The 14706-nt window shown below is 70.5% G+C and carries 15 protein-coding genes; 4 read left to right on the forward strand and 11 right to left on the reverse strand.

Features of this window, described 5'->3' with window-relative positions; all coding sequences use genetic code 11:
* Positions 1 to 2: 2 nt before the first annotated feature.
* On the forward strand, positions 3 to 578 hold the full coding sequence (locus IE246_RS22350) for a tetratricopeptide repeat protein (RefSeq protein WP_189993844.1): 576 nt from the start codon (positions 3 to 5) through the stop codon (positions 576 to 578).
* A 193-nt stretch (positions 579 to 771) separates the two neighbouring features.
* Here the strand turns inward: IE246_RS22350 and IE246_RS22355 are convergent, their stop codons facing one another.
* From IE246_RS22355 to msrA, 9 genes are all read right to left on the reverse strand, one after another.
* Positions 772 to 1479, reverse strand: coding sequence for a hypothetical protein (locus IE246_RS22355; protein WP_189993846.1), 708 nt, complete (start codon positions 1477 to 1479; stop codon positions 772 to 774).
* Between the two features lie 45 nt (positions 1480 to 1524).
* Positions 1525 to 2409, reverse strand: a complete 885-nt coding sequence (locus IE246_RS22360; RefSeq protein WP_189993848.1) for an ABC transporter permease — start codon at positions 2407 to 2409, stop codon at positions 1525 to 1527.
* On the reverse strand, positions 2406 to 3626 hold the full coding sequence (locus IE246_RS22365; protein WP_189993850.1) for an ABC transporter permease: 1221 nt from the start codon (positions 3624 to 3626) through the stop codon (positions 2406 to 2408). The genes IE246_RS22360 and IE246_RS22365 overlap by 4 nt, the downstream gene beginning before the upstream one ends.
* Positions 3619 to 4707, reverse strand: a complete 1089-nt coding sequence (locus IE246_RS22370; protein ID WP_189993852.1) for an ABC transporter ATP-binding protein — start codon at positions 4705 to 4707, stop codon at positions 3619 to 3621. The genes IE246_RS22365 and IE246_RS22370 overlap by 8 nt, the downstream gene beginning before the upstream one ends.
* An 83-nt stretch (positions 4708 to 4790) precedes the next feature.
* Positions 4791 to 5930 (reverse strand): extracellular solute-binding protein, encoded by a 1140-nt coding sequence (locus IE246_RS22375; protein ID WP_189993854.1) that lies wholly within the window; start codon positions 5928 to 5930, stop codon positions 4791 to 4793.
* 337 nt (positions 5931 to 6267) lie between these two features.
* Entirely contained in the window at positions 6268 to 6882 is a 615-nt protein-coding gene (locus IE246_RS22380; RefSeq protein WP_189993856.1) for a PAS domain-containing protein, read from the reverse strand.
* A 120-nt stretch (positions 6883 to 7002) separates the two neighbouring features.
* Positions 7003 to 7770 (reverse strand): M48 family metallopeptidase, encoded by a 768-nt coding sequence (locus tag IE246_RS22385; RefSeq protein WP_189993858.1) that lies wholly within the window; start codon positions 7768 to 7770, stop codon positions 7003 to 7005.
* Between the two features lie 103 nt (positions 7771 to 7873).
* Positions 7874 to 8362 (reverse strand): peptide-methionine (R)-S-oxide reductase MsrB, encoded by a 489-nt coding sequence (gene msrB, locus IE246_RS22390; RefSeq protein WP_189993860.1) that lies wholly within the window; start codon positions 8360 to 8362, stop codon positions 7874 to 7876.
* A gap of 32 nt (positions 8363 to 8394) precedes the next feature.
* The gene (gene msrA / locus IE246_RS22395; protein ID WP_229837439.1) at positions 8395 to 8997 is read right to left on the reverse strand and encodes a peptide-methionine (S)-S-oxide reductase MsrA; all 603 of its coding nucleotides are present in this window, start codon (positions 8995 to 8997) and stop codon (positions 8395 to 8397) included.
* Positions 8998 to 9293: 296 nt separating this feature from the next.
* Between msrA and IE246_RS22400 the strand changes: the two genes are divergently transcribed.
* Complete coding sequence (locus IE246_RS22400) at positions 9294 to 9809, forward strand: PAS domain-containing protein (RefSeq protein WP_189993862.1); 516 nt, start codon at positions 9294 to 9296, stop codon at positions 9807 to 9809.
* A gap of 92 nt (positions 9810 to 9901) precedes the next feature.
* Positions 9902 to 10450: a PAS domain-containing protein gene (locus IE246_RS22405; RefSeq protein WP_189993864.1), complete on the forward strand. Its 549-nt coding sequence runs from the start codon at positions 9902 to 9904 to the stop codon at positions 10448 to 10450.
* Here IE246_RS22405 and IE246_RS22410 read toward each other — a convergent pair.
* On the reverse strand, positions 10404 to 11000 hold the full coding sequence (locus tag IE246_RS22410; RefSeq protein ID WP_189993866.1) for a PAS domain-containing protein: 597 nt from the start codon (positions 10998 to 11000) through the stop codon (positions 10404 to 10406). The two genes, IE246_RS22405 and IE246_RS22410, sit on opposite strands and share 47 nt — an antisense overlap.
* A gap of 202 nt (positions 11001 to 11202) precedes the next feature.
* On the opposite strand from IE246_RS22410, the gene IE246_RS22415 reads away from it, so the two are divergent.
* Positions 11203 to 12762: a fused MFS/spermidine synthase gene (locus IE246_RS22415; RefSeq protein WP_189993868.1), complete on the forward strand. Its 1560-nt coding sequence runs from the start codon at positions 11203 to 11205 to the stop codon at positions 12760 to 12762.
* Between the two features lie 29 nt (positions 12763 to 12791).
* Here the strand turns inward: IE246_RS22415 and IE246_RS22420 are convergent, their stop codons facing one another.
* Entirely contained in the window at positions 12792 to 14540 is a 1749-nt protein-coding gene (locus IE246_RS22420; RefSeq protein WP_189994064.1) for a B12-binding domain-containing radical SAM protein, read from the reverse strand.
* Between the last annotated feature and the right edge of the window lie 166 nt (positions 14541 to 14706).

Below are 14706 nucleotides of genomic sequence, written 5' to 3' on the forward strand. Positions count from 1 at the left end.
GCATGGACCCGGCTGCCGCCTTCGCCCGGGCCGTCCAGGCCGGGAACTGGCCGGCCGCCGAGCGGGCGCTCGGGGTGCTGTTGGGAACCGATCCCGGCAACCCCGCCGTGCTGTACAACCGCGGCCTGGTACTGCGCCGGCTCGGGCGCCTCGCGGACGCCGTCGCCGCCCACGACGCCGCGCTGGCCCGGGCGCCGGAGCACGTCAACGCGATGTTCGAGCGCGCCTCCTGCCTGCTGGAGCTCGGCCGGCCGGGCGAGGCCGAGGCCGGGTTCGGCGCCTATCTGGAGCGCCAGCCGGACGACGCCGACGCCCGCCTGAACCGGGCGCAGGCCCGCCTGCGGCTAGGCCGACCCGATGACGCGCTGGCCGACCTGGACGGCCTCGACGAAACCGATCCCGCGGTGCGCCTGGCCCGCGCCGAGGCCCTGCGCGACCTGCGCCGGCTCGACGAGGCGGAAGCGCTGCTGGCGCCACGGCCGGGCGACGGGCCGGAGCTGCGGGCCGCGGCCCTCAAGGTGACGACCCAGGGGGCGGCGGGCAAGGTGCGGCTGCGACCGACTTCCTGGGTGCTGTAGCCCGTCACTCCCATTCTTGACGTCATCCCGGACCGGGTCGCCGCAGGCGAAACGGATCCGGGACCCACGCCGTGACGAGCGCTGGCGGCTGCGAATGCTGATGGTAGCAGGTGGATCCCGGCTCTCCGCGGCGTTGCCGCTCCGACCGGGATGACGTCAATGGAGGGGGAGGCGATTGGCCGGTACGATGGGGCTACCCCGGCCCCTCGCGGAAATCCTTCCGATACACCCCGGGATCGGCGCCCAGCGCCTCCTCGACCGCCCGATGCGCCGCGACCCGCTCATCGTCCATCTCCTCGACCACCAGCTCCAGCGCCTCGCGGCGCACCGGGATGGCCTGGGCGACCGGGGTGCCGGCCGTCAGCACGCCCTCGAACTCCGGGTCGGTCCACAGTGCCGGGAAGTGCACCAGCCCGTCGCGCCAGCGGTCGCAGTCGACCAGCCCCGACAGGGTGCGGAACGGCAGGTCCTCGCGGTTCAGCGGGTGGGTGAACAGCACCGACCAGCCGTCCGGCACCTCGACCGTCCAGAAATTGCTGAACTTCACCGCGAACTGCCCCTCGGGCAGGCGCAGCGGCACGCCTTCCGCCTGCTCGGGCAGGTGCAGGCCGATCGGCGAGCGGGTGTGCCCGAGCTCCGGGTGGCGCGGCGCGTCCCAGTCCCAGGACAGCTCGCCGCCCCGCACCGTCAGGTCGGCGGCCAGCGGGAACAGCACGCCGGCGCCGAGCGCGTCGATCAGCGGCGGGCAGTGCTTGAGGGTGCGCACCTCGGCCCCGGCCAGCGCTGCGCTGGCGACCGTCGAGGGCATGGTCTTCAGCCAGTCGGGCAGGGCGGTGCGCGCCGGCACCGGGGCCGGCACGCGCGACGAGAATCCCGGCAGGCAGCGCACCACGAACCGCATGGGCGGCACTGGAGCAGCCGGCGCCGGAACGGTCAACCGGCGCCGTCAGGCGGCGGCCTTGCGTGCCAGCTCGCGGCGGCGGGCCAGCGTCCAGATCACCGCGGCGGTCACGGTGAACACCACGAACACCACGCCGATGGCGTTGATCACCGGCGACAGCCCGAAGCGCATGCGCGAGCCGATCTCGGTCACCAGCGTCCAGGACCCGCCGATCGCGAAGAAGGTGGTGTTGTAGTTCTCGATCGACTGCAGGAACGCGATCACCGCGCTGGTCGCGATGGTCGGCATCAGGAACGGCAGGGTGATGCGCCGGAACACCATGAAGCTGGAGGCGCCGAGGTCGAGTGCGGCCTCCTCCAGCACCCGGTCCTGGCGCTGCAGCCGGGCCATGAACATCAGCATGCAGTACGAGGCGATGAAGGTGCCCTGGGCGATCATGGTGGTCAGCAGCCCGGCCTCCAGCGCGAAGTAGTCGCGCCAGAAGATCATGGTCGAGACGCCGAGCACGATGCCGGGGGTCAGGATCGGCGACACCAGCAGGGTGTAGAGCAGGGTGGTGGCGCGGGTCTCGAGCCGGGTCAGCACCAGCGCGCCGGACAGGCCGAGCGGGATCGAGATGACGATCACCCCGGCGGCGATCGCCAGCGAGTGCCCGAGGCCCTGGATGAACCGGTCCTCCTGCGGCAGGCCCTTGACCACCAGGTTGCCGGCGGCGTCGGTGCGGCCGGTGAACCAGTCCAGGGTGAAGCCGCGCCAGTCGGTCACCGACGGGGTGTCGTTGGCGTTGAACGCCGCCAGCACCATGATCAGCAGCGGCAGGAACAGGTACAGGAAGAACACCCCGATGTAGACGTTCAGGGCCACGTCGCTCCAGTCGACGGTGAGTCTGGGCCTGGCGGGCCGGAGCCGGTCGGCGGTAGCCGTCGTCATCGCGCGATCTCCCGGACGCTGACGCGGAACAGCGACATCACGGCCAGGATGAACAGGGTGCAGGCGACCAGCAGCAGCAGCGCCTGGGCCGAGCCGATGTTCCAGTTCCCGGCCTCGAAGTAGTTCCGGTAGATGATCTGGCTGAACCAGTCGGGGTGCAGCCCCGGCCCGACCAGCCCGGGCACCGAGATCGAGCCGGCCGACAGCATGAAGGTCATGATCGAGCCGACCGCGATGCCCGGCTTGGCGTGCGGCAGCACCACCCGCCAGTGGATCCGCCAGGTCGAGGCGCCGAGGTCGCGGGCCGCCTCGATCTGGTTGCGGTCCAGGGTCTCGATCGTGTTGTAGATCGGGAACACCATGAACAGGATGTACGCGTAGATCATCACGCAGAACACCGCGCCGTTCGAGGCGACCCAGTGCACCGCCTCGCCCTGGGCGAGGTCGAGGATCCCCAGCGTGTCCAGGAGCTGGTTCAGGATTCCCCGGTTCGCCAGGATCATCACCCAGGCGAAGATCCGCAGCAGTTCGTTGATGGCGTAGGGGATCACCAGCCCGAGCATCAGCAGCGCGACGCGTTCCGGGCTGCGGGTCTGCGCCACCGCGTAGGCGATCGGGTAGCACACGAGGAAGCACAGCACGGTCACCGAGAACGAGTACACCAGCGTCATCCCGAAGATCCGCCAGTGCAGCCCGCTCATGGTGGTGAAGTTGCGCAGCGAGTAGCCGGTCGCCGCCTGCTGCTCGGCCTTGAGGCGGTCGGCGCGTTCCTTCAGCCCGCCGAGTTGACCCTGCAGCTCGGCCCGTTCGGTCTCCAGGGTCTTCAGGCGCTGTTCCGGCGGGGCCGCCGGCGGGGCGAGCCCCGGCGTCGGCATGCCGGGCCGCACGACGTTGCTGGAACCGATCTTGGCGCCCGGGGCGAACGGGTTGCTCGGGCTCGGGGCGCCGCCGGCGCCCGCCGAGCCTCCCCCGGACGCGGCCTGGGCGATCTCCTTCTCGGTCGCGCGGATGTCGAAGTCGATGGTGGCGATGCGCTGCTGGGCGCGCTCCAGCTCGAGCGCGGCCTGCTGGGCCTCGCCGCCGCGCGGCACGTACACGAAGGCGCGGTCGATCAGGTTCACCTGCGGCAGGATGATCAGGGCGATGATCCAGACCCCGGTCAGCAGCAGGACCAGACCGGTCAGGAACGGGCCGTAGGTGCGGGTCAGGTTACTCACTGGCGAGCTGCCCGGCGCGCAGCACCAGCGCGTCCTCCGCCGCGAACCCGATGCGCTGCCGGCCGTCCAGCCGTCCGGCGGCGTCGCCGACATTGGTCAGGTGCATCACCACCGGCCGGCCGCCGGCCCGCAGGAACACGTTGACGAACGGACCCTCGAGATCGCGCCGCTCGACCTCGGCGTCGAGCTGGTTGTCGATTTCGGGGTGCCCTTCGGCAAGCGCGATCCGCTCGGGACGCACGAACAGCATGGCCTCGTCGTGCTCGGCCAGCCCATCGGCGTTGACCCCGACGAACCGGCCGGCCGGGGTCTCGACCCGGGCATGGCCGTTCGCCACCCCGACCACCCGGCCGCGGAACACGTTGTGCTCGCCCACGAAGGTCGCGACGAACGGCGTCGCCGGGCGGTTGTAGATCGCCTCTGTGGCCGCGACCTGCTCGATGCGGCCCTGGTTCATCACGGCGACGCGGTCCGACATGGTCAGCGCCTCGCCCTGGTCGTGGGTGATGTAGACGAAGGTGATGCCGGTCTTGCGCTGGATCGCCTTCAGCTCGGCGCGCATGTGCTGGCGCAGCTTGAGGTCGAGCGCCGACAGCGGTTCGTCCAGCAGCAGCACCGCCGGCTCGACGGCGAGCGCCCGGGCCACCGCGACGCGCTGGCGCTGGCCGCCGGACAGGGCCGCCGGCATCTTGTCGGCCTGGCCGGGCAGCGCCACCAGCTCCAGCAGCTCCTCGGCCCGGCGCCGCCGCTCCGCTTTCGGCACGCCGCGCGCCTCCAGCCCGAAGGCGACGTTCTCCCAGACCGTCATCAGCGGGAACAGCGCCAGGTTCTGGAAGATCAGGGCGGTCGGCCGGCGGTTCGGGCCGAGGTCGGTGACGTCGCCGTCGCCGATCCGGATGCGCCCGGTGCTGGGCCGCAGGAAGCCCGAGATCATCCGCAGGATGGTCGTCTTGCCGCAGCCCGACGGGCCGAGGATCGAGAAGAACTCGCCGCCGCGGATCGTCAGGTCGGTCGGATGGACGGCGACGAAATCGCCGAACCGCATCGACACGTCCTGCAGCGCGACCTCGTTGCCCTGCATGCTTCCACTCCCCCGCGGAAGGTTCTCGGAAACCGGTTCGGCCGGGCGGCGGATCCGCCCGGCCGTGATACCCGGCCGACCGATCAGGCGTTGGTGATCTTGTCGACGTAGACCTGCCGCATCGGCGCGAACCAGGGCGTGTCGGCCTGCCACCACCACAGGTTCGACAGGGTCTCGGCCGTGTAGATCTCGCCGAACGTCTTGGCATATTGCTCGCCGGCGAAGTCGGCGGCCTTGGTGGCGGCCGAGTTGTAGCCGGTGTTCTGCACGTGCAGGCCGGCCATCGCGCCGTCGTACAGGGCGTTGATGAAGGCGTAGGCCTGCTCGACATTGGCGGCGCCGGACGGGATCGCGACCGAGTCCATCCAGGTGATGCCGCCTTCCTTCGGCATCCGGTACTTCCACTTCTTGTCGACGTCCCAGCCGAGCTTGATGCCGGTGGTGTCCCAGGTCTGGCCGATGGTGCAGCCGGCCTGGGTGAACGCGTTGGTCGCCTCGGTGGCGTTGTTCCAGAACGCGCCGACGTTCTTCTTGTGCTCGATCACGAAGGTCGCGACCGCGTCCCAGACCCGCTTGGCGTCGTCCTCGGACTTGTAGACGTCCAGCATCCGGTTCGACTTCACCTTGCCGATGGCGTCGAGGTACAGGCCGGTGCCCATGATCACCGACTTCTGGCGGAACGCGGCCTTCTTGTCGAGGCCGTCGGCCCACAGCGAGCCGAACGACACCTCGGCGTCGGACATCTTGTGGACCGAGCTGTCGAAGGTCACCGCCTCGGTGCCCCAGTTGAACGGCAGCGCCACCCGCTTGCCGTCCTGCACGCCGCCGAGCGCGATCGAGTCGCGCACCATCGACGGAATGATGTTGTCCATCATGACCTTGGACTCGTCGATCGGCTGCAGCAGCATGCTGCCGTCGGCCCGGTAGTTCGGGACGTTGGTGACCGACGGGAAGATCACGTCGAAGCCCTTGCCGCCGGCGGCCTTCAGCTTCTGCTCGGCCTCGTCGTTCGAGCCGTAGGTCGACAGGTTGATCGTAATGCCGGTGTCCTTCTGGAACTTCTCGATCATGTTCGGCTGCACGTAGTCGCCCCAGGCGAACACGTTGACGGTTCCGGAGGAGGCGAGAGCGTCGTGGGCACGCAGGACCACGGGGGCGGCCAGCGCCGATGCGGCGACGGCGGCCGAGCCGCGGAGAACGGTACGGCGGGTGATCTTCGTCATGATCTTGACCCTCGTTGATGACTGACGGTTCGGAGGGCGGACCCGCCCCCGACGGGGCAGCCGCGCTGACCGGCAGCGGCATAGCTTGCCGCTTGCGTCAGCAATGTGACAACGAAGTGACGCTTTCGTTAACGAAAATTTTTCACCGTATTCGACAACCAAGCCAAGGCATCGTTTTCGTTGGTGAAAACCGCCGCACTGGCTCGTCCTCCCGGCCTGGTTGCCGCTCGCAGGGCGGCTATGGCCGGATGACTCGGCTGGTCCGCCCGGAACCGGGTCAGGGGATCCGGGTCGATCTCGAGGATCTCGGAGTCCGCGCACCCGCCGGGTTCTGATCTCAGGTCCGGAGAATGCCGGCCGGGTTGAGCGTCACGGGGATCAGCCCGGTGCCCGGGTCGCGATGCGCCAGTCCGGCGAGGCGGGCGATGTCGAGCCGGTCGGCGCCGGCCTCGAGGCGGCACAGATAGAGCAGCCACAGGGCCACCGCGTCCGCGGTCCCGCGCCGGAACGGCAGCCAGATGCGGTCGTGGGTGATGGTCAGCCCGTGCTGCGTCTCCATGACCCGGTTGGTCCAGGTCGGAGCGGCCCGTGCGCACAGCCGGCGGAAGTGCTCCAGCAGCAGGCGCGGGGTAGCGACGTACACCCCTTGAGAGACCAGGCGGCCGGTCAGGTCGACACCGGCCTGCTCGGCGATGTGGGACCCGACCAGCCGGTAGCGGATGTCTCGCCCGCCGTCGATCACGTCGTACAGCGAGATCCATCCCATCCAGGGCAGCAGGGACACAGGATCGACCGCGTCCCAATCGGGAAGCCTGTGGTCGCTGCGGGGCAGCGCCCGCCACCAGGCGAGCAGGGCGCGCGCATCCTCCTTCGTGCAGTCCTCGGCGGCCAGCAACGGCGCCATCTCGATGCCGTCGACCTTGTCCGCGTCGGCCGTCGATGTGGCCGTCATCGCCAAGCTCTCGTACCTCCCGTGCGACTCACCCTGGCCTTACCACGATACCTTTAAGGCGATCTTAATGGCCGGGTCGGCTATCTCCGGTGGCGTCGCGGCAGCCGTCACGGCCCGCGGTTACCGGTACCGGCTGCGTTCGTACTCCGCCAGGGCCCGCGGCATTGCGGCCTGCAGGTTCTCGATCCGGGAGCCCGGCGACGGGTGCGTCGACAGGAACTCGGGCGGGCGGTTGCCGCCCGCCGCCTCGAAGTTGCGCCAGAGTTCGACGGCGGCCCGCGGGTCGTAGCCGGCCCGCGCCATCAGCAGCAGGCCGATCTGGTCGGCCTCGGCTTCCTGGTCGCGGGTGAACGGCAGGATCAGGCCGAGCGTCGCCGCCTGGGCGAACAGCTCGGTCATCGCCGGGAACTGGGCGCCCAGCGCCTGCTGGCCGATCTGCACGACTGCCTGGCGCGACACCCGTTCGGCGCTGTGCTTGGCGATCGCGTGGCCGACCTCGTGCGCCATCACCGCGGCCAGCTGCGCATCGGTCTTCGCGACCCTGAACAGCCCGGTGTTCACGCCGACCTTGCCGCCGGGCAGCGCGAAGGCGTTGGGTTCGTCGTCCTCGAACACCGTGAACTCCCACGCCATCCCCGGCTGGCCGCTGACATCGGCGATGCGCCGGCCGATCTCGTTGACCGGCCCGGTAAAGCGCGGGTCGCTCGAGACGCCCTTCTCGCTCCTGATCTGCCGGTAGGCCTCGACCCCCATCTGCTCGGCCTGCGCGTCCGGCAGCAGGATGAGCTGGCGTCGGCCGGTGACCGGGGCGTTGGTGCAGGCGGCGACCGTCACCGCCAGGGCGACGGCGGCGGCGATGGGATGGAGCAGGGCGAGGCGGTTCAGCATCGTGCGGCGATCCGGTGTGCAGGCGGGACGGGGACTTTGGTTCCGGAACGCGGCGGCGGCACCGGCGGTTCCGCCGGCCGCCGCCCGGTCCCGGTGCCTGGTCTCAGTGATCCGTCGGGTCGCCGCGCCCGAGCCGGTCCGGCAGCGGGCTGCCGGCCTCGACGAACTCCAGCGACACCGAGTTCATGCAGAACCGGGTTCCGGTCGGCGGCGGGCCGTCGGGGAACACGTGGCCGAGATGGCTGTCGCAGCGCGCGCAGCGGTTCTCCACGCGGATCATGCCGTGGCTGGTGTCGCGCAGGTTGGCGACGTGGGCCGGGTCGAACGGCGCGAAGAAGCTCGGCCAGCCGGTCCCGGAGTCGAACTTGTGGCGCGACGAGAACAGCGGCAGGCCGCACACCCGGCACACGTAGGTCCCGGTCTTCTTGTTGTCGAGCAGGGTGCCGCAGAACGGCCGCTCGGTGCCGTGGTGCAGCAGCACCCGGATCTCCTCCCGGTCGAGGCCGGCGGTGAGCGCCTTCATCTCGGCGTCGCTCGGGTGGCGCAGATCGTAGCCGGCGGCCGAGGTGTGACCGGTGGCGGCGTCGTTCATGGCTGGGTCTCCCTGGCTGGAACTGTTGGCGGTCAGGCGTCCGATCCGGACTTCAGCCGCTCGGGGTAGGCCCGACGCAGCTTGTCCACCTTCGGGGCGGAAATATGCACGATATAGGGCTGGAACGGATTCCGCGCCGCATAGTCGAAATGATAGTCCTCGGCCTCGTAGAACGCCTCGAGCGGCTCGAGCGTCGTGGCGATCGGGGCGTCGAACACGCCGGCGGCGTCGAGCTGGCCGATATAGGCCTCGGCCACCCGCCTCTCGTCCTCGTCGGCGTAGAACACCGCCGAGCGGTATTGCGGCCCGCGGTCGTTGCCCTGGCGGTTCAGCTGGGTCGGGTCGTGGGCGACCGAGAAGAACACCTTCAGCAGCATGCCGAAGCTCGTGCGCGCCGGGTCGTAGGTGATCGCGATCGCCTCGGCGTGGCCGGTGGTGCCGGAGCACACCGTGCGGTAGTCGGCGGTGTCGGCGGTACCGCCGGCATAGCCCGGCCGGACGTCGCGGACTCCGGCCAGTTCCTTGAACACCGCCTCGGTGCACCAGAAGCAGCCGCCGGCCAGCACCGCGGTGCGCTCGGCCGGGTCGCCGGCCGGCAGGTCGACCGCGGGGTCGGGGAACGACGACGGGGTCATGGACCTTCCTCCAAATAGCCATCGGAACATCGGGCGGAACATCGGGCGGCACCTCCCGGTCGCGGCAGGCGACGTCCCGCAAGATGTGGGACAGCGGCGGTGGCTGTCGAGAGGGGCGCACGGAACCGTGTAGGGCCCGTCGCCGGCAGGGGGCACCGTCGGCGGGCCGGCCGCCGTACGTATCTCTACGGAAGCGGCCCGGCGGTTCGGGGCAGCTACTATTGCCCCGGTCCGAAGGTCGGCAGGGGCGTGCCGAAGGCCGCCCCGTTGGGGGGCAAATGGATCCACATCCGAGCGTGGCACGGGCTCGCGAACTGCTGGATGTCGTCGGGGACGACGAACTGCGGCGGATGCTCGAATACTGGCTGTCGATCCACCCCGGGCGGTGCCTGCCGTCACGCCGGGACTTCGATCCGGCCGCCGTTCCCCACCTGCTCGGCCGCATGGCGCTCACCGATGTCGAGTACGACCCGATCCGCTTCCGGGTGAGGGTGATGGGGACCGGGCTCACAGCCGCCTTCGGGCGCGACCTGACCGGGCGGTATCTGCACGAGGCGATACCGGAGTTCGAAGCCAGCTACACCTGCGCCCATCGGGTCGAGGTCGCGATGACCGGCCTGCCGGGCCATTGCGCGGAGATCCCGGCGGTCCCGTTCAGGATCGACTTCGCGGCGTCGGAGCGGCTCTACCTGCCGTTCTCGAGCGACGGGGCCGGTGTCGACATGATGCTGACCATGACGACGTTCCTGGCCGACCGGGCGACCCTGTCGCCGTTCGCCGGACGCTCCGGGCCCCCGCCCGCCGTCTCGTGACCGGGGCGGTCGGCTGGATCGCCGCCGCATTCTGGTGTACGCACCCGGTAGGTCGACGGACGGGGGCAGTCGGCCGAACTCCGGGGGGAGCTTTGAGCGAGCATCCGAGCATCGCGCGGACCAGGGAGATCCTGGCCGTCGCGCAGGATGACGATCTGCGGGAACTGCTGCGCTACTGGCTGGCCCTGCATCCGGCGGCCCGGCTGCCGGAGCGGGCTGCGTTCGACCCGCTCGCGGTGCCGATGGCGCTGCCGCGCCTGGTGCTGACGGAGGTCGAGCGCGACCCGTACCGGTTCAGGGTCCGGGTGATGGGCACGGCGATCGTGACGGCGTTCGGTGCCGATTTCACCGGGCGCTACCTGGACGAGGTGCTTCCGGATTTCGAAAGCGACTACAGTTACCTGCATCGGGTGGAGGTCGTGGAGACCGGCATGCCGAACTACCGCCACGGCGACGCCCGGATGTCGTTCAAGCTGGACTTCGCGCCGCTCGAGCGGGTCTACCTGCCGTTCGCGAGCGACGGCGAGCGGGTCGACATGATCCTGGCGATGGCGGTGTATCTGGCGCGGCATCCCCCGGCCGCAGGCCGGGCGCTCAGGCGCAGTGTCCCGCATCGGGTCGGCGGAATGCCTCCGCGGTGACCGGAACGTAGCGGTTCTCGGTGGTGCCGCGGGCGATGTCGTGGACGAAGAAGTGGAAGCCGTCGGGCAGCGGTCCGGGCGGGTCGTCGCGCAGCTGCGCGGTGCTGCTCAGCGACAGGCAGCCGAGCAGCAGCAGGCGGTCCTGGCGGATCACCGGCATGAGCACGCGCTCGAAGCTGAGGAAATCGCGGGTCGGCAGCACCACGTTTCCCTTGAACAGGCAGATCGTGCCGTCGAATACCCGCTCGAAATACGGCGAGACGATCGCGTAGATCGCCGGCGGCACCACCTGGTCCAGGTACCGGCCGGTGTGCTGGCTGCCGAACAGGCTGTTCACCGCTTCGCCGGAGACCCGGTAGCGCAGCCGGCCGTCGTGGCGCTCCAGCAGGTAGAGGTGCGGCAGCAGCGCCGGGACGTCCAGCGGATCGAACTCGGGCGGCTCCGGACGATCGCCGTCGGCCTGGCGGCCCGTCCAGAACTCGAGCACGTCGACGCTCTGCCGGTAGTGGCAGCGTTCGTGGGCCAGGTCGAGAACGTCCCGGGCGGTCATGACGGCAGTCTCGCTGTTCCCGCACTCGGCCCCGCCGGTTCCCGGTTCTCGAGGAGCCCTTCCGTTCACCATAGTGTCGCACCCGTCTCCTGAGAACCATTGCGGCATTCCCTTAGCCGGCGGGTCGACGGCGAGCGCAAGCGCTTGGAACGGTGGCGGGCTGGCCCTACCATCGGCCGTCTCTCTGGCGAGGTGCGGACCGGTGCTGCGGCAGATCTTCCTGGGTGTGACGCTGCTGCTCGGCTCGGCCGGCGGGCTGGTGGTCGAGATCGTCGCCGGCCGGCTGATCGCACCCTATGTCGGCATGTCGCTGTACACCTGGACGGCGATCATCGCGGTGGTGCTGGCCGGGCTGTCGGCCGGGCACTGGATCGGCGGCAGGATGGCCGCCGCCCGGGTCAGCGACGTCGGCGCGATGCGGCGGCTGGCGCTCGCGCTCGCGCTCGCCAGCGTCAGCAGCTTCGCCTCGCTCGGCCTGCTCCGCGTCCTGTCCGGCCCGCTGCTGGGCAGCGGGCTCGGCACGGTCCCGGTCGTGATCCTGCTCAGCACGGCGCTGTTCCTGCTGCCCAGCCTGTTCGTCGGCATCGTGGCACCGATCGTCACCCGGCTGGCGGTCGGCCTGCGGCCGGAGGACCCCGGCCCGGTGATCGGCCGGATGTACGCGATCGGGACGCTCGGCAGCATCGCGGGGACGCTGGCCGCCGGATACCTGTTCATCGCCTGGATCGGCTCGACCGGCACGATCGTCGCGGTCGCCACCGTCTACGCCGTGCTCGCCCTGTCGTGCGCCCTGCAGACCGGCCGCGGCTTCGCGGGCCGCACCGGGCTCGGCATCGTGCTGCTGCTCGGCGCCATCGGCGCCTGGACCCAGGCGACCGGGGCGTTCCTGTCGCCCTGCGAACGCGAGAGCGACTACTTCTGCATCCGCATCGACGACTTCTCGGCGGTCAGCGGCCGGCCGAGCGCGCTGATCGCGCTCGACCACCTGGCGCACAGCATCAACGACCGCGACGACCCGACGCTGCTGTTCAACCCCTACATCCACTTCGTCGACGAGTACGCGCGCCGGCGCCTCGCCTACGGCCCCGGCCGGCCGGTCGGCGCGTTCTTCGTGGGCGGCGGCGGCTACACCCTGCCGCGGGCCTGGGCGGCCGAGATGCCGGCGGCCCGGCTGGTGGTGGCCGAGATCGACCCGGCGGTGACCGCGGCGGCGCGCCGGCACCTGTGGCTGGACCCCGATCTGCCGGCCCTGGAGATCCATCACCGCGACGCGCGGGTGCTGCTGCAGTCGTTGCCGGCGGTGCCGGCCTTCGACGTGGTGTTCGGCGACGCCTTCCACGACATCTCGGTGCCGGCCCACCTGGTCACCCGCGAGTTCCACCGCGAGATCGCCCGCCGGCTGACCGACCGGGGCTTCTACGTCGCCAACGCGGTGGACGACGGCCGCCGGCCGCGGTTCGTGGCGGCGCTGGCCCGCACCCTCGCCACCGACTTCGCGGCGGTCGAGGTGTGGGCCGAGGTGGAGGCGCTGTCGGCCGCGACCGCCGGCACCGAGACCCGGATCACCTACGTCGTGGTCGCGGGCCACCGGGACAGCGGGATCGACCGCCTGCCGGCGTCCCGCGGGATCGCGCGGTTCTGGCTGCGGCTGCCGGTGGACGGGGTGCTGCGCGTCGCCGGCGACGACGTTCCGGTCCTGACCGACGACTTCGCCCCGGTCGACCGGCTGATGGCGACGCTGCTGCTGGCGCCGGAGGAGTGAGGCCCCGGAGGAGTGAGGCCCCGGTCGGGTCAGCCCGCCGCGGCGCGGGCCTTGGCGGCGGCCGAGGCGGCGGCGTCGCGGCGGGCCTTGCTGACCGCGTTCTGGGCCGACTGGCTTAGCGTGAACATCTCGAGCTCGTCCAACTCGTCGTCCTTCACCGGCTCCAGCGACAGGTCGCTGTACGCGCGGGCGTTCGGGTCGGCCTTGATCTGCCGGCGCAGGCGGCCGTAGCGGACCACCAGCTGCAGCATCTTCCAGTGCTTGACGACCTGGTCGCTCCAGTAGCGGGCGTAGAACGTCACCGGGTTCTCGATCGGCAGGCCGGGCCGGCGGTCGGTCCGGGCCTTCTTGCGCCACCAGCCGCCTTCCAGCGGGTGGATCTTCTCGAGCGTCACGCAGCCGTAGAACCACAGGCACAGGAACAGCGTGTTGCCGACGCTGATGCCGCTGGCCCGGGCCCGGCGCAGGATGGTCTCGACGTGCTCCGGCGAGTAGTAGGTCGCCCAGGCGTCGCGGTAGGCCTGCTCGAGCTCGGCCCGCGACATGGTCGGGTGGCCGGTCGTCGAGTGGTTCAGGTCGTAGCGGTTGAGGTCGGCGTCCATCGGGACGCCCTTCTCGAACAGCGTCTTGTGGTCGGCCGAGCCCGGCAGCGGGGTCAGGTAGAAGAACTCCAGCAGGTCGACCGGCAGCTCGCGCTTGATGATGTCGATGTCGCGCTGGATCGACGCCGGCGTGTCGGCCGGGAAGCCGAGGATGTAGCCGGCGTAGGTCAGCACCCCGATCGAGCGCCAGGCCTGCAGCATTCGGCGGTACTCGGTGATCCGGTTCTGCCGCTTGGAGGCGGCCGCCAGGTTCTCCGGGTTGATGTTCTCCAGGCCGATGAACACCCGCTTGACCCCGGCCCGGCCGGCCTTCTCGATGAAGTTCGGGATCTTGTGGCAGAGCGTGTCCACCTGGATGATGTACTTGACGTCGAAGCCCTCGCCCTCGCGCAGCGCGATCAGCCGGTCGAAGATCTGCTCCCAGTTGCGGTTGCGCGCGAAGTTGTCGTCGGTGATGAAGAACCGGTTGACGCCCTGGGCGACGTTGACCCGCACGATCCGCTCGATGTCGTCGGCGGTCCGGTAGCGCGACTTGCGGCCCTGGACGTTGATGATGGTGCAGAAGCTGCACTGGAACGGGCAGCCGCGGCCGGAATCGAAGCTGGTGTGGCGCCCGGCGGTCCGGCCGATGCGCTCGCGCGGGAGGATCGGGACCGGCGTCCCCTCCATGCCGGGCAGGTCGTCCATGTGGTTGTAGATCGGCTTCATGGCGCCGGCCTGGGCGTCCAGCAGCACCTCGTCGAGCCGTCCCTCGGCCTCGCCGGCGAACAGCGAGACGCCCATGTCGATCGCCTCCTGCAGCTCCGGCTGGACGCCCGGCAGCATCGCCAGGGTGCCGGAGACGTGGAAGCCGCCGATGCAGACCTGGCAGCCGAGCGCCCGGAACCGGCGGGCCAGGTCGAGGGCCCGCGGGTACTGGTTGGACTGCACGCCGACCAGCCCGACGAGACCGGTTCCGCCGTCCCGCTGGATGCGGGCCGCCAGCCGTTCCGGGTGCACGCGGGTGTTGGTCTCGTCGATCGGCACCAGGTCGATGCCGACGTCGGCGCCGAGGACCTTTCGCTCGGCGCAGTCGTCGGCGATGCCGTACAGGGCAGCCAGCGTGTTCGAGGGGATCGCCGACTTGGCCCACTGAATGACGTAGCCGTCATCGTCGTAGTGCGACGGTTTGATCATCACGAATGTGAACCGAGAGCGTTGGGTCGCCAAATCGAACCCCCCGATAGCGCGGACGACGGCCTCGGAACCACTGTCTCATGATCGGCGCCCGGGTGCCAGCGATCCGGCGGGCCAGCCATCCCGGGCGCCGGCCGTCCGCGGCCCGCCGCGGTTGCCGCAGCGC

Origin of the sequence: Thalassobaculum fulvum, from assembly GCF_014652915.1 — a bacterium.
Taxonomy (GTDB): Bacteria; Pseudomonadota; Alphaproteobacteria; order Thalassobaculales; family Thalassobaculaceae; genus Thalassobaculum_A; species Thalassobaculum_A fulvum.

Coding starts and splice junctions, on each gene's coding strand:
- IE246_RS22350 (WP_189993844.1), top strand. CDS start 3: ATGGACCCGGCTGCCGCCTTCGCCCGGGCCGTCCAGGCCGGGAACTGG.
- IE246_RS22380 (WP_189993856.1), bottom strand. CDS start 6,882: ATGACGGCCACATCGACGGCCGACGCGGACAAGGTCGACGGCATCGAG.
- IE246_RS22385 (WP_189993858.1), bottom strand. CDS start 7,770: ATGCTGAACCGCCTCGCCCTGCTCCATCCCATCGCCGCCGCCGTCGCC.
- IE246_RS22420 (WP_189994064.1), bottom strand. CDS start 14,540: ATGATCAAACCGTCGCACTACGACGATGACGGCTACGTCATTCAGTGG.
- msrB (WP_189993860.1), bottom strand. CDS start 8,362: ATGAACGACGCCGCCACCGGTCACACCTCGGCCGCCGGCTACGATCTG.
- msrA (WP_229837439.1), bottom strand. CDS start 8,997: ATGACCCCGTCGTCGTTCCCCGACCCCGCGGTCGACCTGCCGGCCGGC.
- IE246_RS22355 (WP_189993846.1), bottom strand. CDS start 1,479: ATGCGGTTCGTGGTGCGCTGCCTGCCGGGATTCTCGTCGCGCGTGCCG.
- IE246_RS22410 (WP_189993866.1), bottom strand. CDS start 11,000: ATGACCGCCCGGGACGTTCTCGACCTGGCCCACGAACGCTGCCACTAC.
- IE246_RS22375 (WP_189993854.1), bottom strand. CDS start 5,930: ATGACGAAGATCACCCGCCGTACCGTTCTCCGCGGCTCGGCCGCCGTC.
- IE246_RS22370 (WP_189993852.1), bottom strand. CDS start 4,707: ATGCAGGGCAACGAGGTCGCGCTGCAGGACGTGTCGATGCGGTTCGGC.
- IE246_RS22360 (WP_189993848.1), bottom strand. CDS start 2,409: ATGACGACGGCTACCGCCGACCGGCTCCGGCCCGCCAGGCCCAGACTC.